Here is a 25,799-nt window from a genome sequence, read left to right as displayed (position 1 = left end):
TATGGAAACCCGGTCCAATCATGTGCTGGTCGGCGCGGTCACGCTGCTGCTGCTGGCCGCCATCATGGCGGCGGCCTTCTGGTTCTCGCGCCTGTCGCAGGGCGACAACAAGGAATATGACATCTTCTTCAAGCAGTCGGTGAACGGCCTCGCCAAGGGATCGGGCGTCAATTATTCCGGCGTCCCTTCCGGCCAGGTCGAGAAGATCGAACTGTGGAAGCGTGATCCCAGCTTCGTGAAGGTCCGCATTTCGGTGAAGGACGGCACCCCGGTGCTGCAGGGCACGACCGCGACCATCGCCGGCGTGGGCTTCACCGGCGTCAGCGAGATCGTGCTGGACGGCGCGGTCAAGGGCGCGCCACCGATCCTGTGCCCGGCCGAGAATATCACTTCGGCCTGCCCCGACGGCGTGCCGGTGATCCCGACCAAGCCGGGCGCGCTGGGTGAACTGCTCAACAATGCGCCGCAGCTGCTGGAGCGGCTGTCGACCCTGACCGAGAAGCTCACCGAGCTGCTCAATGACAAGAATCAGCAGTCGATCGCCGGCATCCTCGCCAATCTCGACCGGGTGACCGGGTCGCTGGCCGATCGCAGCCCGGAAATCGCCGCTACCCTGGCCGAAGCGCGCATCGCGGTGCAGCGCACGGGCGTCGCCGCGCAGCAGATCGGCGAGCTGGCCGCGACCACCAATGGCCTGATCAATGACGAAGGCCGTCCGCTGATGGCCGACCTGCGCAAGAGCGTCGCTTCCGCCAGCCGCAGCATCGACACGCTCGACAAGACCATCGCCGAAGCGCAGCCCGGCGTGCATGCCTTCAGCAACCAGACCATGCCGGAAGTGAACCGCCTGGTTCGCGACCTGCGTGAAATGTCGCGCGCCTTCCGCGGCGTCGCCGAAAAACTCGACCAGCAGGGCGCGGGCTCGATCGTCGGATCGCCCCAGCTGCCCGACTATAAGCCATGAAAGGGAGCCGGATGATGGTCCACAAGAAACTGGGTGGCGCATCGCTGGCGCTGGCCGCTGCAATCGCCCTGTCCGGCTGCGTCTCGATCGGCAGCAAGCCGCCGCAGCAGCTGCTGACGCTCGACGCCGCGCACAAGGTGCCGACCGGCGCGCAGAGCAATGCCGGCGGCGGCCGCAGCCTGATCATCGTCGATCCCGAAGCCGCGCGCGTCATCGACACGGTGCGCGTGCCGGTGCAGGTGACGCCGACCTCGGTCGCCTATGTCACCAAGGTGCAGTGGGCCGAAACGCCCCGCCATCTGTTCCGCCGCCTGCTGGCTGAAACCGTGTCGGCCACCACCGACCGGATCGTGCTTGATCCCGGCCAGTTTTCCGGTGACGGCGGCCAGCGCCTGAGCGGCGAGCTGATCAGCTTCACCATCGACCAGGCCAGCAACAATGCGATCGTCACCTTCGACGCGGCGCTGATGACCCCGGCCGGCGTCGCGATCGCGCGCCAGCGCTTCACCGCCAGCGCGCCGGTCGGCGGCAAGATCGACGCCAGCAGCGTCGGCGCGCCGCTCAACAGCGCCGCCAACAAGGTGGCGACCGACGTCGCCGCCTGGGTCGCGGCGCAAAAGGACTGATGGCCCGGCCGGGGTTTGAACGCCCCGGCCGCCGCCTTTTCCTTATCCCTCCAGGCTCTTGCTCGCCTGCTCGGTCACGTCCTTGGACAGGCCGGGCTCGTTCAGGATGCGCTGCAATTCCGCCCGCATCTGTGCGGCGCGGCCTTCATCGAAACGCTTCCAGCGGCCGAGCGGCGGCACCAGCCGGGCGGCGGTCTGCGGATTGAGCTTGTCGAGCGCGATGATGCAGTCCGCGACCAGCCGATAGCCCTTGCCCGACTTGTGGTGGAACGCCCATTGGTTGCCGGCAAAGGCGCCATAGAGCGACCGCACCCGGTTCGGATTATTGAGCGTGAACGCCTTGTGCTGGCCCAGCTCTGCAACCAGTTCCACCGTATCGGGATGAAAGGCGAAGGCCTGGGTCTGGAACCATTTGTCCAGGGTCAGCGCATCGTCGCTATAGCGATTATAGAAGATGTCGAGCGCCGCCTCCCGTTCCGGGCTGGTGCCACTTGCCAGCGTCGCCAGCGCCGACTGGCGCTCGGTCATGTTGTCGGCCTCGCTATACTGGCCATAGGCGATCGCCGGCCCGTCTTCCGCGCCCGAGGCGACCAGATAGAGCAGCGCGACATTGCGCAGCTTGCGCGCGCCCTTGGCGGCCGGAGAGACCGCGAAGGCGTTCGCCTTGGTTCTGGCATGAATATCGCGCCACAGCGGCTCCAGATCGGCGCCCAGACGCGTCTGGAGGGCATCGCGGGCGGCATGGATCGCATCCGGGTCCACCTGCTTCATCTGATCGCCCAGATAGGCTTCGCTCGGCAGGCGCACCGCCTCCGCGACGAAGGCGGGATCGAGCAGCGGATCGGTGATGGTGTTGCGCACCGCGTCGACCACTGCCGTCACATCGACGCTCTGGCCGGCCACCTGGCCGACCAGCACATTGACCATCAACTGCTGCATCGCCTCATAACGGGCGAAGGGATCGTCATCATGCGCCGACAGGAAGGCGAGATCGGCCTGGCTGCGATTGGTCTCGACGATCACCGGCGCGGAAAAGCCGCGGTTGATCGACAGGATCGGCATGCTGGCGAAATTGTCGAACGTGAAACGCTGCTGCGCCTCCGTCAGCATCAGCAGCTCATCACCATGATGACTGCCAGTCGCCGGATCATAGAGCGCGACGCGCAGCGGGATCGCCATCGGCCGCTTGTCGGGCTGGCCCGGCGTCGGCGGCACGCTCTGTTCCAGCATCAGTTCGGCGGTGCGGCTGACCGGATCATGGCTCAGCAGCGCGCGGACATGGGGCGTGCCCGCCTGTTCATACCAGCGGCGGAACTGGCCAAGGTCGATCTCGCCGCCCTCCTCCATCGCGCGGACGAAATCCTCGCAGGTCGCCGCCTCGCCATCATGCCTGTCGAAATAGAGGTCGGTGCCGGCGCGGAACCGCTCCGCCCCCAACATCAACGCCATCATGCGGATCAGCTCGGCGCCCTTGTTATAGATGGTCGCGGTGTAGAAGTTGCTGATTTCCATATAGGATTCAGGCCGCACCGGATGCGCCAAGGGCCCCGAATCCTCCTGGAACTGGGCCGCGCGCAGGATCCGCACATCCTCGATCCGCTTGACCGCATGGCTGCCCATGTCGGCCGAGAAATTCTGGTCGCGAAAGACGGTGAAGCCTTCCTTCAGCGACAACTGGAACCAGTCGCGACAGGTGACGCGATTGCCCGACCAGTTGTGAAAATATTCATGCGCCACCACACCCTCGACGCCATCATAATCGATGTCGGTCGCGGTCTCGGGATCGGCCAATATGTAGCGCGAATTGAAAATGTTGAGGCCTTTGTTCTCCATCGCGCCGAAATTGAAGTCGGCCACGGCGACGATGTTGAACACGTCCAGATCATATTTGCGGCCATAGACGCGCTCGTCCCAGGCCATGCTGTTCTTGAGCGCCTGCATCGCATGGTCGGTGCGCGGCAAGTCGGCCTCGCGCACCCAGATGCCCAGCGCCACTTCGCGCCCGCTCATCGTCACGAAACGGTCGGCGTTGCAGGCGAGGTCGCCCGCCACCAGCGCGAACAGATAACAAGGCTTGGGGAAAGGATCATTCCACAACGCCCAGTGGCGGCCGCCCTCCAGATCGCCCTGCTCGACCGGATCGCCATTGGCGAGCAGGATCGGGTAGCGCGCCTTGTCGGCGGTCAGCTTCACGCTGTAGCGCGACAGGATGTCCGGCCGGTCGGGGAAGAAGGTGATGCGGCGAAAGCCCTCCGCCTCGCACTGGGTGCAGAGCAGCCCGCCGCTGGCATAAAGGCCCATCAGCTTGCTGTTGCTCTCCGGCGCCAGCTCCACCAGCACCTCGACCTTGTGCGTCGCACCGCCGAGGGGCACGACCAGCGCGCCGGCCTCCAGCGTCCATTCCGTTTCGGTGAGGCTGCGGCCGTCGATCCTCACCGCCAGCGGCACCAGCCCATCGCCGTCGAGCCGCAGCGGCCGGTCATGGTCGCCATTGCGCGCCACTGACATGTCGGACCAGACCCGCGTCCGCGCGGCATCCAGGTCGAAGTCGAGGGCGATGTCGGGGACCAGCCAGTCGGGCACGCGATAATCGGCTCGGCGGATGATGGCGGGAGCGGCGGCTTGGGTGGATTGGATATCGGCCATGGCACCAGCCTAGTGCCTGATTCTGTGAGGGGGAAGCGCTTTGCACGTCCCCCTCATCCGGAACCGAACCGACACGGCTCTTTTAGATCCGCTCGCCCGACAGGCGCTGACACAGCATGTCGAGCTGGTCGAGCGTCGAATAGCGCAGCGACAACGTGCCCGGCCCGTCACCGCTGTCGGCAATCTCGACCTTCAGGCCCAATATATCGGCCAGATGCTGTTCCAGCGCGGCGATATCGGCATCCTTGCCACCGGGAGTTGCGCCGCGCAACTTGGGCTCGGCATCCTCGCCCTTCTTGGTCTTGCGCACCAGTTGCTCGGTCTCGCGGACCGAAAGCCCCTTCTGCTCGACCATCAGCGCCATCGATTCGCAGCCCGGCACGCCGATCAGCGCGCGGGCATGGCCCATGCTGATCCGCCCGTGCGACACCGCCTGCTGCACCGGATCGGGCAGGTCGAGCAGGCGCATCAGATTGGCGATATGGCTGCGCGACTTGCCGACGATGCGGCCCAGCGCTTCCTGGCTATGATGGAATTCGCCGATCAGCTTGCGATAGGCCTCGGCCTCTTCGATCGGGTTGAGATCCTCGCGCTGGATATTCTCGACCAGCGCGATTTCCAGCGTTTCCTGCTCGTCGAAATCGCGCACGATCGCCGGGATGCGATGCAACTGCGCCTTCTGCGCCGCGCGCCAGCGCCGCTCGCCCGCGACGATCTGGAAACCGCCGCCATGGGGACGGACGATGATCGGCTGGATCACGCCGCGCTTGGCGATGCTGTCGGCCAGCTCCTGCAGCGCGTCCTGGTCGAAATGACGACGCGGCTGTTCGGGGTGCGGCTGGATCAGCGCGACCTCGATATTCTGCACCGCCTTGCTCGACGGCGCAGCGCTGTTGGCGCTCGCCGCCACCGGCTCTTCCCGGCTGACATCGCCCAGCAGCGCCGACAGGCCGCGGCCCAGACCGTGCGGCCGCTTTACCGGCTTCTGCTTTTCCCCAATCTCGTCGCTCAAGCCGCTACCTCCTGTCGGGGAAGACGCGCGATCAGTTCGCGCGCCAGACGCATATAGGCTTCCGACCCCGAACAGCGGAAATCATAGATGAGCGCCGGCACGCCATGGCTCGGCGCCTCGGACAGGCGCACATTGCGCGGAATGACGGTGGTGAAGACGAGGTCGCCCAGCACGGCGCGCACATCGTCGGCGACCTGATCGGTCAGCCGGTTGCGACGGTCATACATGGTCAGCGCCACGCCCAGGATCGACAGGCCGGTGTTGAACCGGCTGCGGATGCGCTCGACCGTCTGCAACAGCTGCGACAGACCCTCCAGCGCGAAGAATTCACACTGCAACGGCACCAGCAGCGATTGCGCCGCAACCATCGCATTGACCGTCAACAGGCCAAGCGAAGGCGGGCAGTCGATCAGGCAGATGTCCCAGCGCCCGGCCGGCGCCTCGGACAGCACCCGTTCCAGCCGGTGGGTGCGCTGCTCATAATCGATCAGCTCGATCTCGGCGCCGGACAGATCCTGCGTCGCCGGGATCAGGTCCAGCTTGGGCACGCGGGTGGTGACGACCGCCTCGTCCAGTTCGCAATTGCCGACCAGCAGGTCATAGCTCGACCGTTCGCGGTCGGCATGATTGACGCCCAGCCCGGTCGAGGCATTGCCCTGCGGATCGAGATCGACCAGCAGCACGCGCAGCCCCGTCGCGGCCAGGCCGGTCGCCAGATTGATAGCCGTGGTGGTCTTGCCGACTCCGCCCTTCTGATTGGCGATGGCGATACAAATCATCCTCGACCCTTCTTTTTGACAGGTTTGACGGATCGCGCGACGATGATGGCGCTGTCGGCGTCGGTCACGCTGCGTTCCACATGAAACGCACCTTGCCATGCCGGACGCGCGGTCTCCAGTTCATTCTGCGCATTTCGTCCCTTGGGCAGCACCCAAATCGTCTTTTCATCGGACAGATGCTGCGCCGACTGGAGCAATTTGGGCAGCGGCGCATAGGCGCGGGCGCTGATGACGGCCGACTTGGTCGGCGGCGCGACCTCGACCCGTCCGCCAAAGACGGAGGCGTTGCTCAGACCCAGCTCTGCGATCACCTCATTGAGGAAGTCGATCCGCTTGCGGCGCGATTCGACCATGATCAGCGGCCGGTCGGACATGCTGGCGACGACAATGCCGGGCAGGCCGGCGCCCGAGCCGAGGTCCATCCAAGGCCCCTCCCCGGCATCCCTGGCATGCAGAAGCAGCTGGGCCGAGTCGACGATATGCCGTGCCCAGACATGGGGCCGGGTCGATTCGGCGATCAGATTCTGCTCGTCCATCGCGGACAGCAAAAGCGACACATAGCGCTCCAGCCGATCCCATGTTTCACGTGGAACATCAAAATGCGCATCGAGCCAGGCCCGCGCTTCGTCTTCGGTCATGCTGCCTTCCGCCGCACATGGACAAGGATGGCGGCGAGTGCCGCCGGGGTGATGCCGCGGATACGGCCCGCAGCGGCCAGCGTGTCGGGCCGTGCCCCGTCCAGCCGCTCGATCATTTCGGTCGACAGGCCGCCGACGCTGGCAAAGTCGAAGTCCGCTGGAATGGCCACGCGCTCATCCCGACGCAGGGCGGCGATCTCCGCATCCTGTCGTTCGAGATAGGGCGCATAATGGGCGTCCTCCAAAATCTCCGCCCGCAGATCTGCGGGCGCCTCTGCCAGGCTCGGTGCCAGCGTCACCAGCAGGTCGGCCTGCACTTCGGGGAAGCGCGCCCATTCGAACAGGCTGCGCCGCGCGCCATCCTGCCGCACACTCGCCCCTGCCCGCGCTATCTCGGTCGCGGTAAAGGGTCGCGCCAGTTCCGCTTCGATCGCGGCGCGCGCACTGGCCCGTGCGGCGAAGCGCGCCGCCCGAACCGGACCAATGATGCCATGGGCCAGGCCGATCTCGCCCAGCCGCGTCTCGGCATTGTCGGCGCGCAATCGCAGCCGATATTCCGCCCGCGCGGTCAGCATCCGATAGGGTTCGGTCACGCCCTGCAGCACCAGATCATCGATCATCACGCCGATATAGCTGCTCGCCCGGTCAAGGATCATCGGTGCTTCATCACGTGCCCGCGCCGCGGCGTTGGTGCCAGCGACCAGCCCCTGGGCGGCCGCCTCCTCATAGCCGGTCGTGCCATTGATCTGCCCCGCGCAGAAGAGGCCGGGCAGCGCCCGTACCTCCAGGCTGGCATCCAGCGCGCGCGGATCGATATGGTCATATTCGACCGCATAGCCCGGCACGACGATTTCGGCCTGCTCCAGCCCGCGCATCGACCGTATCATGGCCAGCTGTACATCGGCCGGCAGCGAGGTGCTGATGCCATTGGGATAGACCAGCGCGTCGTCCAGCCCTTCGGGCTCCAGGAAGATCTGATGGCCGTCGCGATCGCCGAAGCGGATCACCTTGTCCTCGATCGACGGGCAATAGCGCGGCCCCCGCCCCTCGATCACGCCACTGAACAAGGGCGATCGCCCCAGCCCTTCGCGGATGATCGCATGGGTCCGCTCATTGGTGCGGGTGATGGCACAGGCCAGTTGCGGCAGCGGCCGATGATCCGACAGCGGCGACATGGTCCAGCCCTCGCCGTCCGACGCCTGCTCCTCCAGCACCGCCCAGTCGATGGTGCGGCCGTCAATGCGCGGCGGCGTCCCGGTCTTCAGCCGGCCGATCGGCAGGCCGATCTCGCGCAACTGCACCCCCAGCGCGGTTGCCGCCCGCTCGCCAGTGCGACCGCCGACATCCACATCCTCACCCCGGAACAGCTTGCCGCCCAGGAAGGTGCCGGTCGCCAGCACGACCGAGAGCGCCTCCAGCGTCCGGCCATCGGCCAGCGCCAGACCCGCCACCGCGCCCTCGCGGACCATCAGGCCCACCGCCTCGCCCTCGACGATCTCCAGTCCCGCCTGGGCGTCGAGCATCTGATGGATCGACGCCTTGTAGCGCTTGCGGTCGGCCTGCACGCGCGGCCCCTGCACGGCGGCGCCCTTGCTGCTGTTGAGCATGCGATAATGGATGGCACCGGCGTCAGCGGCGCGGCCGATCAAGCCGTCGAGCGCATCCACTTCACGGACCAGATGGCCCTTGCCCAGACCACCGATCGCCGGGTTGCAGGACATGGCGCCCACGGTCGCCCGTTCGAAGGTCAGCAGCGCCACCGCTGCGCCCTTGCGCGCTGCCGCAGCGGCCGCCTCGCAGCCGGCATGGCCGCCACCGACCACGATCACATCATAGCTTGTTCGCATGGCGGCCCCATATCAGATTCAGGGGCCTGCGGTCAAAAGCGTTCCACGTGGAACATCGCACTATCAGCCATCACACGCGGAAATTTCGCTTACTTCCCGATACAGAATCCCGAGAAGAGACGGTCGAGCATATTTTCGGTCCCCGCCTGTCCGGTCAGCGCATCGATTGTCCGCCGCCCCAGGCGCAACTCCTCCGCCAATACCAGCAGGTCGCGGGCTTCTCCTGCGGCGAGCAGATGATCGTGCAGTTGGCGTACGCCGTCCCGCTGCCGCGCATGCAGGGCATAGTCGCCCTCGCCCGGCAGCAGCGTCGCCGCCCGATCGAGCAGCATCGTCACAAGCGCATCCACCCCCTCCCCCGTCCGCGCCGACAGACGCAGGCCGGGCCGGTCGGAACCGTACAGCGCGACATCGCTCTGCGCCGCAATCAGCAGCGCATCCTCGCGCGGTGCCTCGGCCGGGTCGCCCAGCCACAGGATGATGTCCGCCGACTCCAGCGCGGCGCGTGCGCGATCGATGCCGATCGCCTCGATCGCATCGCCGGTCTCGTCGCGCAGTCCGGCCGTGTCGGTGAACAGGAAGGCGGTGGCGCCAATCGCGGCGGGCACCTCGATCCGGTCGCGGGTGGTACCGGCAATATCGGACACGATCGCCGCCTCGCGCCCCACCAGCCGGTTGAGCAAGGTCGACTTGCCGGCATTGGGCGGCCCGGCCAGCACCACCCGGATGCCGTCGCGCAGCCGCTCGGCCGAAGGTGCCGCCAGCAACGCACCGACATCGTCCGCCAGTGCCATCACCCCTTGCCCGATCCGCGCCTCGATATCGGCGTCGGGCACATCATCCTCGTCGGAGAAGTCGAGCGCAGCCTCGGCCATCGCCGACAGGTCGAGCAGCCGCATCCGCCAGCCGTCGATCCGCTGCGAGAAATGGCCCTCCATCATCGCCAGTGCCGCGCGCCGCTGCTGCTGCGTCTCGGCCGCCAGCAGGTCGGCCAGTCCTTCGACCTCGTTCAGGTCCATGCGGCCATGGGCAAAGGCGCGGCGGGTGAATTCGCCCGCAGTTGCGCGGCGCAACTGTGGCATCGCGCCCAGCGCCGCCTCGACAGCCGCGATCACCGCCCGACCGCCATGGCAATGCAGCTCGGCCATATCCTCGCCCGTCACGGTACGCGGCCCCGGCAACCACAAGAGCAGCGCCCGGTCGAGCGGCGTAGCGTCGCGCGGATCGCTCAGCAGCGCCAGGCTCGCCATGCGGGGGGTGGGCAGTCGCCCGGCCAGCGCCTGCAACGCCGTGCCCGCCATCGGGCCGCTGACGCGCACCACGCCAATCCCCGCCGGCGGCGCGCCGCTCGACAGGGCGAAGATCGTCTCGCTCACTTAATCCTTCTTGTCGCCATTCTTGCCCGCCATGCCGGACAGGCCGATATCCATCATCTGCTTGAACAGTCGCACGCCGGCATCGCCCATCGGCGAGAAGCTCTTGAACAGCGTCTCCATCTGCTCGACGCTGCCAATGCCGTCCATGCTGTCGAGCATCGTCTTGATATATTTGTCGTGGATGGGGCTGACATCCGGCAGGCCCAGAAAGGCGCGCGCCTCGGCCGGGGTGCAATCCACGTCGACGGTCACTTTCATCTGCTGCCCTTCCCTGTCGCGGTCATCCGCCTGTCGCTCCATCTCATGCCGCAAACAGGCCGGCGATGGCAAATTTTTTGGGCGCGACAGCGCGCTTGCACCCCTCGCCCAAGGCGCCAATATGCGCCTCGACCTAACAGACTCCCAAGGCGGAAGGATATCCCATGGCAGACTATATTCCGATCAAGACGCTGGAAGGCGACGGCCAGTTCGACGCCTATGTCGCCACGCCCGACAGCGCCCCTAAGGCGGCGATCATCGTCATACAGGAGATTTTCGGCGTCAATGAAGGCATCCGCCGCAAATGCGACAGCTGGGCCCGCGCCGGCTATCTGGCGATCGCGCCCGACCTGTTCTGGCGCATCGATCCGCATATCGAGCTGGACGCTGACATCCCCGAACAGATGCAGCAGGCACTCGCCTATATCCCCCGCTTCAACCAGGATCAGGGCGTCCGCGATATCGAGGCGACCATCCGCGCCGCCCGCGCGATGCTGGAAGGCCCGGCCAAGGTCGGCGTCGTCGGCTATTGCCTGGGCGGTCGCGTCGCCTTCATGACCGCCTGCCGCACCGATGGCGATGCCTTTGTCGGCTATTATGGCGTGGGCATCGACGGGTTGCTGGGCGAACAACATGCCATCGGCAAGCCGACCATGCTGCATATCCCGACCAATGACGGCTTCGTCCCCGCCGACGTTCAGGCCAAGATGCATGACGGGCTGAAGGACAACCGCCACGTCACCCTGCATGATTATGAAGGGCTGGATCATGGCTTCGCCGCCGAGATGGGCGATCGCCGCGTCGAGGAAGCCGCTCAATTGGCCGACCGTCGCACCGCCGACTTCTTCGCGCAAGCGCTCGCCTGATGTCGGGCGAAGCATGGCGGATGATCGTCCGCGCCCATGGCGGGCCCGAGGCGATCGAGCGCGAGAATTTCGATCCGGGCACGCCCGGTGAAGGCGAGGTGCTGATCGCGCAGGATGCGGTCGGCCTCAACTTCATCGACACCTATTATCGCACCGGCCTCTACCCCGCCCCCCTGCCCCTAACACTGGGATCGGAGGGTGCGGGCCATGTCGTCGCGGTTGGTGCGGGCGTCAGTGGCATTGCCGTGGGCGACAAGGTCGGCTGCGCCGCCGGCTTGGGCGCCTATGCCACCCACCGCATCGTCCCGGCCGATCGCATGGTGCGCATCCCCGATGCGGTCAGCACCCGCGATGCCGCCGCAATGATGCTCAAGGGCATGACCGCCTGTTATCTGGCCGAGGACATGATCGACCTGCTGCCCGGCGATGTGGCGCTGGTCCATGCCGCCGCCGGTGGTGTCGGATCGGTGCTGGTGCCCTGGCTGCGCGACAAGGGCGTGGTCGTGATCGCCCATAGCGGATCGCCCGAAAAGGCGGCCAGGGTCGATGCCGACCACAGCCTGTCCGGCCCGCTCGACGATCTGGCGGCACAAGTGCGCGACCTGACCGACGGTAAGGGTGTCGCCGTTGCCTATGATGGCGTCGGCAAGGACAGTTGGGCCGCCTCGCTCGCCAGCCTACGCCGCCGCGGTCTGCTGGTCAGCTATGGCAATGCGTCGGGCGCGGTGCCGCCGATCAGCTTGCTCGATCTCAGCCGCAACGGCTCGCTCTATGTCAGCCGCCCGACCCTGTTCGACTATGTCGCGACGGCGGAAGATCTGGCCAACACCGCCGAACGCCTGTTCGATCGGATGGCGCGCGGGATCGTGTCAGCGCAGATCGGCCAGAGCTTCGCTCTCGCCGACGCTGCGGACGCCCATTGGGCACTCGAAGGACGCCAAACAACAGGCAGCACAATCCTGCTGCCCTGAGTCGCTATCCAGCCAGTCGAATTCCACTGGGGGCAGCATGTCACATGCCGCCCTTTTTTTTGCGAATACCCCGCCCGCCCCTTCCCTATTGATCGTCATTTGCAGTATCCGGCCACCAAATACATCGTTCGCAAAAGAAGCATATGCCCCGATTGACCCAGTTGATCCTGCTACCCTGGTGGACCATACAGTTAGCAACCGGCACAAAATCCTTTATTGACAATCCCTTGATTGGCTCAGCTCGTTTGAACGCCCTTGGTCTTCATGTCGGACGCGTTCGGATTGCACAGTGGATGTCCAATCGCCGTAGATTTCGTCTCGCGAATACACTTACTCCCACCGACCGCCTTGCCTTCGATCGCGATGGCTTCGTCGAGATTCGTGATTTTCTCCCGCCTGAGCAGTTTGCCGCCTTACGCAAGCAGATAGCGGCCTATGAGGCTGTTCCACGTGAAATGGTTCAGGGACACACCATCACTCGGCGCTTCGCACTGGATGGAGACGCCCGACGCGCAATGCCCGCGCTCGATAGCTTCCTGCGTCACCCTCGCTGGCGTGCGCTGGCCCGCTATGCAGCGAGCTTCAATGTCGAACCTCTCATCTACATCCAGACCATTCTCACCCATCGACGGGAAGGCGCGCCCGATCCTCAGACCCAACTGCACGCCGATACCTTCCATCCTGCGATGAAGGCCTGGCTGTTCCTGGAGGACGTCCCGGCCGAAGGCGGCCCCTTCACCTATGTGCCCGGATCGCATCGACTGACCCCCGCGCGCGCGGCGTGGGAGAAACAGCGCAGCCTGACAGCGCGAGATGGCGATTGCCGTCTGTCGGCGCGCGGCTCGCTACGGATCGACGAAACGGAACTGGCCGGTCTTGGCCTCCCGCCGCCGCGCCAGTTTCCGGTCCCTGCCAACACATTGGTCATCGCCGACACATTCGGCTTCCATGCGCGCGGAGAAGCGGCGCAGCGTTCCACCCGCGTCGAACTCTGGGCCTATGGCCGGCGCAACCCCTTCCGCCCGCTGGTGGGGCTCGACCTGTGGAGCCTGCCCGGCATCACCGAACGGCGCATCAACCTGCGCTGGGGGCTGCGCGATGCCGTGGCACGCTGGATCGGCCACCCCTGGCGGCCCGCAGGCATGAAAAGGCCCGCCGACGACTGAGCGTGGGCGGGCCGATCGCGATAGTGTTGATCAGATCGATCAAAAGAGCGTCAATATGCCCACCGACCGATCCATGATGCCGTCATAGATCATCGAGCAGGCCACATAGACGATCACCGCCAGGCCAAGATAGGCCAGCCAGCGGAAGCGCTCGATATATTTGGCGATGATGTTCGCCGCGATGCCCATCATCGCCACCGACAGGATCAGGCCGATGATCAGGATGCCTGGATGCTCCCGCGCGGCACCGGCCACGGCCAGCACATTGTCCAGGCTCATGCTGACGTCGGCGATCGCCACCGACCAGGCGGCGGCGGCAAAGCTCTTGGCCGGGCGCACGCCCGACACATCATCGTCGCTCGGATCGTCAGGCGTATGCGCGCCGGCATTGGGCCGCAGCTCGCGCCACATCTTCCAGCTGACCCACAGCAGCAGCAGGCCGCCGGCCAGGATCAGGCCGACAATCTGCATCAACTGGCTGACCACCAGTGCGAAACCGATGCGCAGCACCAGCGCGGCGATGATGCCGATCAGGATGACCTGCTGGCGCTGCTTGGGCGGCAGGCCGGCGGCCAGGGCACCGACGACGATCGCATTGTCGCCCGCCAGCAGGATATCGATCATCAACACCTGGCCAAAGGCGGCCAGGGCGCTGGGCGTCCCGATATTGCTGAAGTCGTTGACGATATGCTGCCAGATATCCGCCGGGGAACCGAGCCCCTGGGCGGCCGAAGCGGCGGTGGCGATAAGGTCGAGCATGACGGCCTAACGTCCCTGTATGTGAAAATGAAGAAAGCCGGACCATATACATGGCCCGGCTCTTACCGCAAAATATATGGCAGGGTGGCTGCACATCCGCGCAGCCGCCGCCGCGCTTACTGGTTCATGGTCGCGAAGAAATCCTCGTTGGTCTTGGAATCCTTCATCTTGTCGAGCAGGAATTCCATCGCGTCGACCGTGCCCATCTGCATGAGGATGCGGCGCAGCACCCACATCTTGCTGAGCGTCGGCTTCTCGACCAGCAGCTCTTCCTTGCGGGTGCCGGACTTGCCGACGTCCAGCGCCGGGAAGATGCGCTTGTCCGCAACCTTGCGGTCCAGCACGATTTCCGAGTTGCCGGTGCCCTTGAACTCTTCGAAGATGACTTCGTCCATGCGGCTGCCGGTGTCGATCAGCGCGGTCGCGATGATCGAGAGCGAGCCGCCCTCCTCGATGTTGCGCGCGGCGCCGAAGAAGCGCTTGGGACGCTGCAGCGCATTGGCGTCGACACCGCCGGTCAGCACCTTGCCCGACGAGGGCACGACGGTGTTGTAGGCGCGGCCGAGGCGGGTGATCGAGTCGAGCAGGATGACGACATCCTTCTTGTGCTCGACCAGGCGCTTGGCCTTCTCGATCACCATTTCGGCGACCTGGACGTGGCGGGTGGCAGGCTCGTCGAAGGTCGAGGAGACAACCTCGCCCTTCACGCTGCGCTGCATGTCGGTGACTTCTTCCGGACGCTCGTCGATCAGCAGCACGATCAGGAAGACTTCGGGATGATTGTCGGTGATGGCCTTGGCGATATTCTGCAGCATCACCGTCTTGCCGACGCGCGGCGGCGCGACGATCAGCGTACGCTGGCCCTTGCCCTGCGGCGAGACGATATCGATGACGCGGGCCGACTTGTCCTTGATGGTCGGGTCCAGCGTGTCGAGGCGCAGCTTCTGCTCGGGATAGAGCGGGGTCAGGTTGTCGAAATTGACGCGATGGCGGACGACGTCCGGATCATCGAAATTGACCGACAGCAGCTTGGTCAGCGCGAAATAACGCTCGCCATCCTTGGGCGCGCGGATCTCGCCCTCGACCGTGTCGCCGGTGCGCAGGCCGAAGCGACGGACCTGGTTCGGCGAGACATAGATGTCGTCGGGACCGGCCAGGAAATTCGCCTCCGGGCTGCGCAGAAAGCCGAAGCCGTCCGGCAGCACCTCGATCGTGCCCTCACCCATGATCTGCGCGCCATTTTCGGCCTCGGCCTTCAGGATGGCGAACATCAGATCCTGCTTGCGCAGGGTCGATGCGCCCTCGACGCCCAGTTCTTCCGCCATGGTGACGAGGTCGGCGGGAACTGTCTTTTTGAGGTCCTTGAGATGCATTGCGAGTCGGTCCGATGGAGTGAGGGATAGAATAGCCGGGTAAGAAAGGAGATTTTGCCCGGTCAATGTCTCGGGAAAGCCTCGCGCCGGAAGGGCGAGGGGAATAGTCGGCGTTTAGCGAGCGCCCGGCCCTCAAGTCAAGCGAGGACATTTCCCTATTCCGCCTGAAATCATGGGCGATCCGGGGATTTTCGACAGGTGGTGCCCCATCTGCGGCGATGGACGACATATCCTGCCCCGTGATATGATGAGACATAAAATATCGGAAGGATGAGGAAATGCGTTATTTCCGTGCCCTGATGGCGATCGCCACGGGCGCGCTCACCGCGCTGCCACTCGCCGCGCAGGACAGCCCCCCGCTCGATCCCGACATACCACCCACCGTCGTCCGCACCGGCCCCTCGCTCGACGACCGCGTCACCATTCCCATCAATATCGACGGCAAGGGGCCGTGGAACTTCGTGATCGACACCGGCTCGCAGCGCACGGTCATCGCCCGCGACCTGGCCGACCGGCTCGCCCTGCCCAATCGGCGGATCGTCACCATCCTCAGCATGACCGGCAAGGCGGAGGTGCCGACCGTCGCCGTGCCCCGGCTCGGTTTCGGCGCGACCACGGTGGACGATATAGAGGCACCGGTGCTGAACGGCGAGCATCTGGGCGCCGCCGGCCTGCTCGGCCTCGACAGCCTGCATGCCAAGCGGGTGCTGCTCAATTTCCGCACCGGCCGGATGGAAATCAGCGAAAGCCGCCGCCTGCCCCCGCGCGACCCCGATGCGATCATCGTCGAGGCGCGCCGGCGCAAGGGGCAGCTGATCCTGCTGGATTCCGATGTCAACGGGATGAAGGTGAACATCATCCTCGATACCGGCGCCAATTTCAGCGTCGGCAATCTGGCGCTGCGCGACAAGCTGGTGCGCAAGAAGCGCGCCCCCGAACTGCTACAGGCCAGCCTGATCAGCGTGACCGGCGACACGCTGACCGGCGATGTCGGGCGGCTGGATTTCGTGCGCATGGGCCGGGTCAAGCTGACCGGCGTGCCGGTGCTGTTTGCCGAGGCCAGCCCCTTTGCCGAGCTGGGTTTGGCCGACAAGCCGGCGCTGATGCTGGGGATGAACGCGCTGCGGCTGTTCGACCGGGTTGCGATCGACTTCGGTCGGGGCAAGGTGGACTTCCTGCTGCCCGATACCGGAGCGCTCGATCCGGTCCGGCTGGCCGCCTCAGCGCCCCGTCAGGGACGCTGAGGCACGGGATCAGGGATTGTCGGGTCGCTGCTGCTGGGCCGGCTGGCGCTGGCGCGGCGTGCGGCCCAGCACATTGTCGATCCACTGCTGGTCCAGGCGCGGCGGCGCCGGGCGATCGGCCGGATCGGGCTGAGCCATATCCTCGCCATCCTCCACCTCGCTGCCGGCCGGCCGAGCACGGTCGATCGGCAGGCCATTCTCATCGACCATCATGCCGCCTTCCATGCCGTTATCCGGCTGGCCGTAATAGGCCTCCTCGTCCGGCTCCAGCTGCCATTCGGGCAGGGTGACCTGGGTCTCGAACTGCTCCACCGGCCGCTTGGCGACGGCGACCTTCATATAATCGGCAAAGGCGTGGGCCGGCGCGCGACCGCCATAGAGCGAAGGCACCGCCTTGGCGTCATCCCGGCCGACCCAGACGCCAGTGGTGATGCCGCTGGAAAAGCCCAAGAACCAGCCATCCTTGCCGCTGTTGGTGGTGCCGGTCTTGCCCGCGACCGGGCGACCGATCTGCGCTGCCCTGCCGGTGCCGGTGCTGACCGCGGTCTGCATCAGGTCGGTCATGCCCGCCGCGACCCAGGGCGCCACCAGCACGCGGCTGGTATCATCCTGATGCTGGTAGAGCATCCGCCCGTCGGCGGTCGTCACCTTGGTGATGCCATAGGGGGTGACCGCCACGCCCTTGCGCGCGATCGAGGCGAAGGCGCGGGTCATGTCGATCAGCCGCACGTCCGACGTGCCCAGCACCATCGAGGGGTGGGTGTTGATCGGCGTGGTGATGCCGAAGCGGCGCGCCATGTCGGCGACGGTCGGGAAGCCGACCTCCACGCCCAGCTTCGCCGCGACCGTGTTGATCGAATAGGCAAAGGCGGTGCGGATATCGATCGCGCCGGCAAAGCGGCCATTGCTGTTGCGCGGGCTCCAGCCATTGATCGTCACCGGCTCGTCGGTAACGCCGGTATCGGGCGTATAGCCCGCCTCCAGCGCCGCCATGTAGACGAAGATCTTCCAGGCCGAGCCGGGCTGGCGCACGGCGGTCGTCGCGCGATTATAGTTGGACGTCACATAGTCGAGCCCGCCGACCATGGCGCGCACCGCGCCGTCGCGATCCAGGCTGACCAGCGCGCCCTGCATGCCGTTCGACACATTGGCCTTCACCGCGGCGGTCGCCGCATTCTGCATGCCAAGGTCAATGGTGGTATAGACTTCCAGCGGCTCATTGGGCTCGTCGATCAGCGTATCGAGCTGCGGCAGCGCCCAGTCGGTGAAATAGCGCACGCTGTTCTGCGGCGGCTCGGGCGCCATGCGCACGCCAGCCAGATTGGCATTGGCATGATCGGCAGCGCTGATCTTGCCATTTTCCTGCATCAGGTCGAGCACCACGCCGGCGCGGCCGATCGCGGCCTCGGCATCGGCGGTGGGGGAATAGCTGGACGGCGCCTTCACCAGGCCGGCGATGATCGCCGCCTCGGGCAGGTCCAGGCTCTGCGCGGGATGGCCGAAAAATTTGCGGCTGGCGGCGTCGATGCCATAGGCCCCGCCGCCGAAATAGACCTTGTTGAGATAGAGTTCCAGGATCTGCTGCTTGGAGAATTTGCGCTCCAGCGCCATCGCCAGCACCATCTCGCGGACCTTGCGGCCCCAGCTATAGCTGTTGTTGAGGAAGATGTTGCGCGCGACCTGCTGGGTGATGGTCGAGGCACCCTGCCAGCGCCGGCCGCTGCCGCGCCGTTCCAGCGCGACCCAGGCCGCGCGTGCCATGCCGACCGGATCGACGCCGGGGTGCATGTAGAAACGGCGATCCTCGGTCGACACCATCGCATCGACCATGACCGAGGGGATCTGGTCATAGCTCAGCCAGCGGCCAAAGCTCGGCCCCAGGGAGACGATGACCGATCCGTCCGCCGCATGGACGCGGATCATCTGGCCATTGGGGGAGGATTTTAGGCTGTTATAGTCGGGCAGTGACTGCATCGCGATGAACACGGCCACGCCGATCGCGACCAAGCCGGCAAAGGCGCCGACCAGACCGATCTTTAGCCCGCGCACCAGCCATTTCTTCGCCTTGCCCGGCGCCTTCTTGCTCTTGTCAGATCGTGCCATTTGCCGCCCCGGATACGCGCTATTACCGGCCCGGACCAGCGCAAATCAGGGCGCTCGTCCGGAAAACTCCCCGGTCTGTAAGGATGATGCGGCTTTACCCGCGATGAATATTATCGGTGGAGGTCCGAACAAGCCGGGGCGGGCAGGACATGCTGCCCCCGCCCCGCACCAGTCCGTCCCTATGACGCTCTTATTCCGCGTCGTCGCGCGACTTGAAATCCAGCGACGCGCTGTTCATGCAGTAACGCAGGCCGTTGACGCCGGGGCCGTCAGGGAAAACATGGCCCAGATGGCTCTCGCAGGTGGCGCAGCGCACCTCGGTGCGGATCATGCCATGGCTGGCGTCGCGAATTTCCTCGACCGCGTCGATATCGACCGGCGCGGTGAAGCTGGGCCAGCCCGACCCGCTGTCATATTTTTCCTCGGCATCGAACAGTTCCGCGCCGCAACCGGCGCAATAATAGACGCCATCCGCCTTGTTGCTGTTATATTTGCCGGTGAAGGCCCGTTCGGTGCCCGCTTCGCGCAGCACATGATATTGTTCGGGGGAAAGGCGCGCACGCCATTCGGCTTCGCTCAGGTCCAGCTTTTCCATGGCGGCAATATGGCGTCCGCCGAAGACCTTATCAAGTCCGCGATCAGGCCCGCTCGCGCGCCGCCTGTCGGGCGATCGCCAGCAGCTCGTGCCGCACCAGTAGGTCGCCAAGCCCCTTGCCGCCGCGGCTGGACCTTTCGGCCTGGGCCAGACGCTGGATGACGCGGGCGATGCCGGTCGCGTCCCACAGCCGCACCTGGCGGGTGACCAGCCCCTTCTCCTTCCAGAAGACCGCCTTGCCGGCCGATTCCACCGCCGCCTCCAGCCGTCCACTGCTGTCGAAATCCGCGCGGATATTGGCGATCAGCATTGCACGGGTCAGCAGCGGCCGGATCACCGACGCCATGGCCGCGCCGATCTCCGCCAGATTGTTGAGTTCCTTGTGCATCGCCCGGAGGTCGCCGCCCAGCACCGCATTGACCAGCGGCGCCGCGTCGGAATCGGGATTGTCGGCCGACAGCGCGTCCAGCGCCTCCGCCGTCGCCTCGCGCGGCTGTTCCGGCGCGGCGTCGAGATAGAGGACCAGCTTCTCGATCTCGATTCCCATCAGCGCCCGGTCGCCATTGGCCAGGTCGACGATGCGGCGCGCCAGTTCCTGCGGCAGGCGCAGGCCGTTCTCGCGCGCGGTCGCCATCGCGATCTGCTCCGCCTCGCGAGCATCGGGCTGATAGGAGATGAAGGCCATGCAGCCCTTATGGTCGAGCGCCAGCTTGACCAGCTTCGACGTCGCCTTGAGCGCGCCGGCGATCGCGATCACCGGATTGCCCGCCGCCTCCGCCTCCAGCAACGCCGTGACCGCCGGCAGCGATTCGTCGCCCATGCCGTTGATACGCACCCAGCGCTTGTCGCCGAACATGGAGAAGGATGCCGCTTCGTCCGCCAGCCGTGCCGGATCCTCGCGCAGCGTGGCCACGTCCAGATCAACCCGCTCGGCCCCCGGCCCCATCGCCCGCTCCAGCCGCCTGGCAAGCGCGGTGCTGCCCGCCTCGTCAGGACCGTAGAGCAGGAAGAAGCGGATATCCGACGGCGGCGCGTCGAGCGCCTTTTCTATCTGGCCGCGATTGGCTTTCACTGGCTGGTCGACGCCGCCGACGATGGGGCTGGCGATGGCGCCGCCTGGGCACCTTCCTTGCGCGTCGCATACAGCGCCAGGCGGGTGACAATCTGGTCGGCGACGATCTCCGACAGCCGCTCCAGCGCCGTGTCTTCGGCCGCGATCGTCGCATATTCGCTCGACGTCGCGTTGATGCCGGCGTCCGACCCGGCGCTGTCGTCCAGCACCTGCGCACCGGTCGCTTCATCGATCAGCTGATAGCGCGCCCGCAGCGTGCGCCGCTCACGGGTGATGGCCGCGTCGGACCGCAGACCGAAACCGCTGATCTGGTCGTCCAGCTTCACCACCAGCTTGTAGCTGGGGCCGGAACCATTGCTGATCGCGCCAAGCCGGTCGTTGAGGGCGTTGCGCATCAGCCAGCCGCCCTTGCCCGCAATATCCTGCACCTCGACATGGCCCAGCCCCTGCGCCACCGCGCCATGGCTGCCGCCGCCATAGACCGGCCGCAGCCCACAGGCAGTGAGAAGAGGTGCGGTGAGAAGAGTCAGGGCGACGAGGGGAAGGATGCGCTTCATGGGCATGATCCTTATCCCGTCACCCCGCCCTTGTCGAACCAAAGGTCGGGGTGACGGGCACAGGTCAGATGACCAGATTGACCAGACGGTCGGGCACCACGATCACCTTCTTGGGGGTGGCGCCATCCAGCGTGCGAACAACGTTCGGCGCCGCCAGTGCCAGCTTTTCCAGCTCGTCCTTGGGCGTGCCCTTGGGCACGGTGATGGTGTCGCGCAGCTTGCCCATCACCTGGCAGGCGATGGTCACTTCATCCTCGACCAGCAGCGCCGGATCGACCGCCGGCCAGGCGGCTTCGGCGATCAGGCCCGGCTGCGCCATCTCGGCCCAGCCCTCTTCGGCCAGATGCGGGGTCATCGGCGCGACCAGCAGCGCCAGCGCGCGGATCGCCGCGGTGCGGCTGGCCGACGGCTTGGCCTTCTCGATCGCGTTGACCAGCTCATAGATCTTGGCGACGGCCTTGTTGAAGCCCAGCGCCTCGATATCCTTGGCGACGCCGTCAATCGTCTGGTGCAGCTTGCGATCCAAGGCCTTGTCCTGGCCTTCCGCCGCCGCATCCGCTTCGCCGAACAGGCGCCAGACGCGGTTGACGAAGCGCCAGCTGCCCTCGATGCCAGCCTCGGTCCAGGGCAGGTCGCGCTCGGGCGGGCTGTCCGACAGCATGAACCAGCGCACGGCGTCGGCACCATATTGTTCGATGATGTCATCGGGATCGACGACATTCTTCTTCGACTTGGACATCTTCTCGACGCGGCCGACCGTGACCGGCGCCCCGCTCTCGATATGGATATAGTCGTCGCCGGACTTCTTGATTTCCTGCGGCGACAGCCAGCTGCCATCGCCGGCCTTGTAGGTCTCGTGGGTCACCATGCCCTGCGTGAACAGGCCGGTGAAGGGCTCGGCAAAGCCCAGCTGACCCATATGCTGCAGCGCGCGGGTCCAGAAACGGGCATAGAGGAGATGCAGGATCGCATGTTCCACGCCGCCAATATACTGGCCGACCGGCAGCCACTGCTCCACGGTCGCGCGATCGAACGGCTTGTCGTCGGGCTGGCTGGCGAAGCGGATGAAATACCAGCTCGAATCCGCGAAGGTGTCGAGCGTGTCGGTCTCGCGCCGCGCCGCCTTGCCGCAGGACGGGCAATCGACATGCTTCCAGCTCGGGTGACGATCCAGCGGATTGCCGGGAATGTCGAAGGTCACATCCTCGGGCAGCTTCACCGGCAGCTGGTCCTTGGGCACGCCCACCACGCCACAATCATCGCAATGGATGACCGGGATCGGGGTGCCCCAGTAACGCTGGCGCGACACGCCCCAGTCGCGCAGGCGGAACACGGTCTTGCCCGCGCCCCAGCCTTCGCCCTCGGCGCGGGCGATGACGGCCGCCTTGGCGGCTTCGACCGCCATGCCGTCCAGGAAGCGCGAGTTCACCAGATGGCCGGGACCGGTATAGGCCTCGTCATGGATCGGCTTGTCGGCTTCGCCCTCCGGCGCAACCACGCGCTCGACCGGCAGCATATATTTGCGGGCGAAGTCGAGGTCGCGCTGGTCATGCGCGGGCACGCCCATGACGGCGCCGGTGCCATAGTCCATCAGCACGAAATTGGCGATGAAGACAGGCAGGTGCCAGTCCGGATCGAACGGATGCGCGACCGTCAGGCCGGTGTCGAAGCCCAGCTTCTCCGCCGTTTCCAGCTCGGCAGCGGTGGTGCCGCCTTCCTTGCACTTTTCGATGAAGGCAACGGCATCGGGATTGTTCGCGGCGACGGCCTGCGCGACCGGGTGGTCGGCCGCGATCGCGACGAAGCTGGCGCCGAAGATCGTGTCGGGACGGGTCGAATAGACCTCGATCTCGCTGTCGAACGGCGCGACCGGCTTGAAGCTGAACTGCAGGCCGACCGACTTGCCGATCCAGTTTTCCTGCATCAGCCGCACCTTGTCGGGCCACTGGTCGAGCGTCTGGAGGCCCTCCAGCAGATCGTCGGCGAACTGGGTGATCTTGAGGAACCACTGGTTGAGCTTGCGCTTCTCGACCAGCGCGCCCGATCGCCAGCCGCGCCCGTCGATCACCTGCTCGTTCGCCAGCACGGTCATGTCGACCGGATCCCAGTTGACCTGGCTTTCCTTGCGATAGACCAGGCCCGATTCCAGCATGTCCAGGAACAGCGCCTGTTCATGGCCATAATAGTCCGGCTCGCAGGTGGCGAGTTCGCGGCTCCAGTCGATCGCGAAACCCAGCTTTTTCAGCTGCGCGCGCATGTTGGCAATGTTGGACCGGGTCCATTCGCCCGGATGCACCTTTTTTTCCATCGCCGCATTTTCGGCCGGCATGCCGAACGCGTCCCAGCCCATCGGATGCAGCACTTCATGGCCGGTCATCCGGCGGAAGCGCGCCAGCACGTCGCCCATCGAATAGTTGCGGACATGACCGATATGGATGCGCCCCGACGGATAGGGGAACATCTCCAGCACGTAGCTCCGCGGCTTCGTCGAGGCATCGTCCGCCTTGAAGCTCTGCTTCTCGTCCCAGACGGCCTGCCAGCGGGCGTCGGCCTCCAGCGGGTTGAAGCGCCTTTGCATGTCATGTCCTTACAAATGCAAGCGGGCTGGGCTCTGTGAAAGCCCAGCCCCGATGGTTTGAAAACAGGGCGTTACCGTATCAGTCGCGCCCGAAAGGGGTGGTTCAGCCGATCGCCATGCGGCGCAGGTCGCGCGCCTTGGTCAGGATAATCTCTTCCAGCTTCTGCACCGTCGCGGCCTGCACCGGGGCATCGACCCACTGGCCATTCTGGTTGACCTGGCGGCTGGCGGCCACGCGCAGCGCGTCGGCGCGCAGATCCTGGTCCAGGATCGACACGGTGACCTTCATCCGTTCACTCGGCGTGTTGGGGTTGGTATACCAGTCGGTGACGATGACGCCGCCGTTGGAATCGGTCTGCACCATCGGCATGAAGGACAGCGTATCCAGGCTGGCGCGCCACAGATAGGCGTTGACGCCGATGGTGGTGACCTTCGACGCGGCCAGATCGGCCTTGGGCCGTTCCTTCGCGCCGCCCCCGCATGCGGCAAGCGGCAGGAGCGCAGCCAGCAGAAGACCGGAGGAAAGGGTAACGGGAAGGCGACGGACCATCAGGCATGTCCTAGCTTGAAAAAGACGAAAAACGCCCCGCTTCTATAGTCGACGCGCGCCATTGGGCAAGGGGGCGCGCGGGTCCGACACGCCACGGATCGTCGCAACCCGTCCTCGGAGTCTGTGTGCTCTGTGCAACAGCTCAGACAAAAAGCGGATAGCGCCTCTGGTCAATGGCGCTTTTTGGTGTCTAATGCGTCTTGAAAAATAACCGGTGGGGAAGAGATTCGAATCATGCGCGTGAAACGGGGACATTTGGCATTGGCAGGCTCGGCGATCGCCGTCGCTGGCTTCATGCTGTCGCCCGCTTTTGGCGCCGCAACCGATTTCGTCCGCATGCGTGAGGAAGCCCCGGTATCGCTCGGCGCGTTGGGCAGCATTTCCTCCTTCACCCCCACGACCAAGGATTCGCGCCTGGCTGCGGCCTATGCGAAGATCGCCGCCTCGGCCGGTCGCCAGAATTTCCGTTTCACGCCGACCAGCGGTTCGCTCAGCGGCCAGCGCTCGATCACCGTCATGGTCCGCGCCAGCGACGTCGATCGCGTTGCCGCCAACCGCTCGGTGGTCCCGGTCAACATCGCGCCCGTCAGCTTCAGCCTGAACGGCGAGCATGGCTGGCGCAAGTTCGCCCTGCCGGAAAATACCGGCCGCAAGGCGCTGGACCCGGTTCCGGTCGAAACCATGGTCGATGCGAAGAATTTCTCGCTGGATGACGGCAAGAAGGATCGCTTCAGCACCAAGGTGCTGCTGGAAAGCCGTCGGGAGCCGACGGCGACCGTCCGCTACCCGAGTGCGGACAAGGATTATTCGCTGGATCTGGCCAGCTCCTACTCGCTGACCCGCAACCTCAACGTGACAGCGGGCATCCGCTACAACAACAGCGTTGCCGGCCGCCTGACCCCGATGACCGACGAGCGCCAGGACAACCAGGCCGTCTATCTGGGCACCATCTTCAAATTCTGATCGCCTGAATGGGCTAGGATACGCATGATCGGCATCGCCTGATGCCGATCACTCCAACGCGTCAGCAATAGCTGCCGCCACCCTTGGCGCAGAGCATGACCGGCTCCGTCTCGATCAGGCGCAATGACTGCACCATGTCGGCGGTGCCCTGCTTATATTTCAGGAAATGCGGTGTCTTGAGATGCGCCTGATAGGCCGCGTCACTGGCATAGACTTCCAGCAGGCGGATGCTCGCCGGCTTTCCGGCGATCGCCACCGCCGACAGTGACAGCACGCCCGGCTCTTGCGCCACCGATGCGGCAATCTCCTCGCGCAGATAGGTCTTATACTGCTCGATCCGGGCCGGATCGATCTCCAGCTCGGCAATCCGCACGATCGGCTTGTCCGGCGCGGCCTGCGCCTTGGCCTGCCGCCCGGCTCCGACACCCAGCATGAAGGCGGCCAGCGTCAATGCGCCCATCGCCGCCTTAGTCCTGCACATCGTCGAACAGCTTGCGGGCGATGCCCAGTGCGGTCATCGCCGGCGGCCAGCCGGCATAGAAGGCCAGATGGGTGATGGTCGCGATGATCTCCGCGCGCGTCAGCCCATTGTCCAGTGCCCGCTGCAGGTGAAAGGGCAGCTCATTGCCGCGATAGAGCGAGATGAGGCTGGTGATGGTGATGAGGCTGCGGTCGCGCGGCGACAGTGCCGGATCGGCCCAGACTTCGCCGAACAAAGTCTTGTCGGTCATTTCCGCCAGATGAGGCGCCAGATCGCCAAAGGATCGGCGCGCGTCGGTGGGTTCGGTCATGTCGGCTCTCCGCAGGATGGATGGCGTCCCCCAGCCTAGCCGACTTATCCACAGGCTATTAGGCC

24 protein-coding genes are annotated in these 25,799 nt (G+C 65.5%); 7 read left to right on the top strand and 17 right to left on the bottom strand.

All coding sequences use genetic code 11. The features are described 5' to 3' along the window. Window position 1 precedes the first annotated feature (1 nt). Together A0U87_RS16595 and A0U87_RS16590 are read left to right on the top strand one after the other, a co-directional pair. Window positions 2–964 (top strand): MlaD family protein, encoded by a 963-nt coding sequence (locus A0U87_RS16595; protein ID WP_004209158.1) that lies wholly within the window; start codon window positions 2–4, stop codon window positions 962–964. 11 nt (window positions 965–975) lie between these two features. Next, on the top strand, window positions 976–1,590 hold the full coding sequence (locus A0U87_RS16590) for an ABC-type transport auxiliary lipoprotein family protein (protein WP_170978410.1): 615 nt from the start codon (window positions 976–978) through the stop codon (window positions 1,588–1,590). 42 nt (window positions 1,591–1,632) lie between these two features. Here the strand turns inward: A0U87_RS16590 and pepN are convergent, their stop codons facing one another. The 7 genes from pepN to A0U87_RS16555 form a co-directional block, all read right to left on the bottom strand. Next, a complete protein-coding gene (gene pepN, locus A0U87_RS16585) occupies window positions 1,633–4,236 on the bottom strand; it encodes an aminopeptidase N (protein WP_048938036.1) in 2,604 nt (867 codons plus the stop codon). A gap of 82 nt (window positions 4,237–4,318) precedes the next feature. Then, the gene (locus tag A0U87_RS16580; protein WP_048938035.1) at window positions 4,319–5,248 is read right to left on the bottom strand and encodes a ParB/RepB/Spo0J family partition protein; all 930 of its coding nucleotides are present in this window, start codon (window positions 5,246–5,248) and stop codon (window positions 4,319–4,321) included. After that, window positions 5,245–6,027, bottom strand: coding sequence for a ParA family protein (locus tag A0U87_RS16575; RefSeq protein WP_037508856.1), 783 nt, complete (start codon window positions 6,025–6,027; stop codon window positions 5,245–5,247). Before A0U87_RS16575 ends, A0U87_RS16580 begins: the two co-directional genes overlap by 4 nt. Beyond that, window positions 6,024–6,665: a 16S rRNA (guanine(527)-N(7))-methyltransferase RsmG gene (gene rsmG, locus A0U87_RS16570; RefSeq protein WP_048938034.1), complete on the bottom strand. Its 642-nt coding sequence runs from the start codon at window positions 6,663–6,665 to the stop codon at window positions 6,024–6,026. The genes A0U87_RS16575 and rsmG overlap by 4 nt, the downstream gene beginning before the upstream one ends. Further along, a complete protein-coding gene (gene mnmG / locus A0U87_RS16565) occupies window positions 6,662–8,512 on the bottom strand; it encodes a tRNA uridine-5-carboxymethylaminomethyl(34) synthesis enzyme MnmG (RefSeq protein ID WP_048938033.1) in 1,851 nt (616 codons plus the stop codon). The genes rsmG and mnmG overlap by 4 nt, the downstream gene beginning before the upstream one ends. Before the next feature lie 89 nt (window positions 8,513–8,601). Then, on the bottom strand, window positions 8,602–9,888 hold the full coding sequence (gene mnmE / locus A0U87_RS16560; protein WP_137405741.1) for a tRNA uridine-5-carboxymethylaminomethyl(34) synthesis GTPase MnmE: 1,287 nt from the start codon (window positions 9,886–9,888) through the stop codon (window positions 8,602–8,604). After that, on the bottom strand, window positions 9,889–10,146 hold the full coding sequence (locus A0U87_RS16555) for a DUF6489 family protein (protein WP_004209166.1): 258 nt from the start codon (window positions 10,144–10,146) through the stop codon (window positions 9,889–9,891). Between the two features lie 164 nt (window positions 10,147–10,310). Here A0U87_RS16555 and A0U87_RS16550 point away from each other — a divergent pair, with 164 nt between their 5' ends. The 3 genes from A0U87_RS16550 to A0U87_RS16540 all read left to right on the top strand — a co-directional run bounded on the left by A0U87_RS16550 (window position 10,311) and on the right by A0U87_RS16540 (window position 13,149). Next, window positions 10,311–11,012, top strand: coding sequence for a dienelactone hydrolase family protein (locus A0U87_RS16550; RefSeq protein ID WP_037519228.1), 702 nt, complete (start codon window positions 10,311–10,313; stop codon window positions 11,010–11,012). Continuing rightward, on the top strand, window positions 11,012–11,983 hold the full coding sequence (locus A0U87_RS16545; RefSeq protein ID WP_234415699.1) for a quinone oxidoreductase: 972 nt from the start codon (window positions 11,012–11,014) through the stop codon (window positions 11,981–11,983). Before A0U87_RS16550 ends, A0U87_RS16545 begins: the two co-directional genes overlap by 1 nt. A 143-nt stretch (window positions 11,984–12,126) precedes the next feature. Beyond that, entirely contained in the window at window positions 12,127–13,149 is a 1,023-nt protein-coding gene (locus A0U87_RS16540; RefSeq protein ID WP_048938031.1) for a phytanoyl-CoA dioxygenase family protein, read from the top strand. Window positions 13,150–13,188: 39 nt separating this feature from the next. Here A0U87_RS16540 and A0U87_RS16535 read toward each other — a convergent pair whose 3' ends face one another. After that, entirely contained in the window at window positions 13,189–13,908 is a 720-nt protein-coding gene (locus A0U87_RS16535) for a YjbE family putative metal transport protein (RefSeq protein WP_004209170.1), read from the bottom strand. A 116-nt stretch (window positions 13,909–14,024) separates the two neighbouring features. Further along, a complete protein-coding gene (gene rho, locus A0U87_RS16530) occupies window positions 14,025–15,281 on the bottom strand; it encodes a transcription termination factor Rho (RefSeq protein WP_004209171.1) in 1,257 nt (418 codons plus the stop codon). Between the two features lie 278 nt (window positions 15,282–15,559). Here rho and A0U87_RS16525 point away from each other — a divergent pair, with 278 nt between their 5' ends. Beyond that, the gene (locus A0U87_RS16525) at window positions 15,560–16,525 is read left to right on the top strand and encodes a retroviral-like aspartic protease family protein (protein ID WP_048938030.1); all 966 of its coding nucleotides are present in this window, start codon (window positions 15,560–15,562) and stop codon (window positions 16,523–16,525) included. 9 nt (window positions 16,526–16,534) lie between these two features. Here A0U87_RS16525 and A0U87_RS16520 read toward each other — a convergent pair whose 3' ends face one another. The 6 genes from A0U87_RS16520 to A0U87_RS16495 all read right to left on the bottom strand — a co-directional run bounded on the left by A0U87_RS16520 (window position 16,535) and on the right by A0U87_RS16495 (window position 23,980). Next, window positions 16,535–18,628, bottom strand: a complete 2,094-nt coding sequence (locus A0U87_RS16520) for a PBP1A family penicillin-binding protein (RefSeq protein WP_137405740.1) — start codon at window positions 18,626–18,628, stop codon at window positions 16,535–16,537. A gap of 190 nt (window positions 18,629–18,818) precedes the next feature. Next, window positions 18,819–19,223, bottom strand: coding sequence for a peptide-methionine (R)-S-oxide reductase MsrB (gene msrB / locus A0U87_RS16515; protein WP_048938028.1), 405 nt, complete (start codon window positions 19,221–19,223; stop codon window positions 18,819–18,821). A gap of 43 nt (window positions 19,224–19,266) precedes the next feature. After that, entirely contained in the window at window positions 19,267–20,295 is a 1,029-nt protein-coding gene (gene holA / locus A0U87_RS16510) for a DNA polymerase III subunit delta (RefSeq protein WP_004209175.1), read from the bottom strand. Next, on the bottom strand, window positions 20,292–20,852 hold the full coding sequence (lptE, locus tag A0U87_RS16505; protein WP_137405739.1) for an LPS assembly lipoprotein LptE: 561 nt from the start codon (window positions 20,850–20,852) through the stop codon (window positions 20,292–20,294). Before lptE ends, holA begins: the two co-directional genes overlap by 4 nt. Window positions 20,853–20,916: 64 nt before the next feature. Beyond that, window positions 20,917–23,430, bottom strand: a complete 2,514-nt coding sequence (gene leuS / locus A0U87_RS16500; protein ID WP_048938027.1) for a leucine--tRNA ligase — start codon at window positions 23,428–23,430, stop codon at window positions 20,917–20,919. Window positions 23,431–23,533: 103 nt separating this feature from the next. After that, a complete protein-coding gene (locus A0U87_RS16495; RefSeq protein ID WP_004209178.1) occupies window positions 23,534–23,980 on the bottom strand; it encodes a DUF3576 domain-containing protein in 447 nt (148 codons plus the stop codon). Window positions 23,981–24,214: 234 nt separating this feature from the next. On the opposite strand from A0U87_RS16495, the gene A0U87_RS16490 reads away from it, so the two are divergent. After that, window positions 24,215–24,943 (top strand): hypothetical protein, encoded by a 729-nt coding sequence (locus A0U87_RS16490; RefSeq protein WP_137405738.1) that lies wholly within the window; start codon window positions 24,215–24,217, stop codon window positions 24,941–24,943. 61 nt (window positions 24,944–25,004) lie between these two features. On the opposite strand, the gene A0U87_RS16485 is transcribed toward A0U87_RS16490, so the two are convergent. Both A0U87_RS16485 and A0U87_RS16480 read right to left on the bottom strand, forming a co-directional pair. Continuing rightward, window positions 25,005–25,403 (bottom strand): putative quinol monooxygenase, encoded by a 399-nt coding sequence (locus tag A0U87_RS16485; protein ID WP_048938025.1) that lies wholly within the window; start codon window positions 25,401–25,403, stop codon window positions 25,005–25,007. Between the two features lie 7 nt (window positions 25,404–25,410). Beyond that, window positions 25,411–25,734 carry a carboxymuconolactone decarboxylase family protein gene (locus tag A0U87_RS16480; RefSeq protein WP_048938024.1) on the bottom strand — a complete coding sequence of 108 codons (324 nt, stop codon included), beginning with the start codon at window positions 25,732–25,734 and terminating at the stop codon, window positions 25,411–25,413. Window positions 25,735–25,799 lie beyond the last annotated feature (65 nt).

Origin of the sequence: Sphingobium sp. MP9-4 (assembly GCF_005281675.1) — a bacterium.
Lineage (GTDB): Bacteria > Pseudomonadota > Alphaproteobacteria > Sphingomonadales > Sphingomonadaceae > Sphingobium > Sphingobium yanoikuyae.
This window is presented reverse-complemented; position numbering and strand designations above follow the sequence as displayed.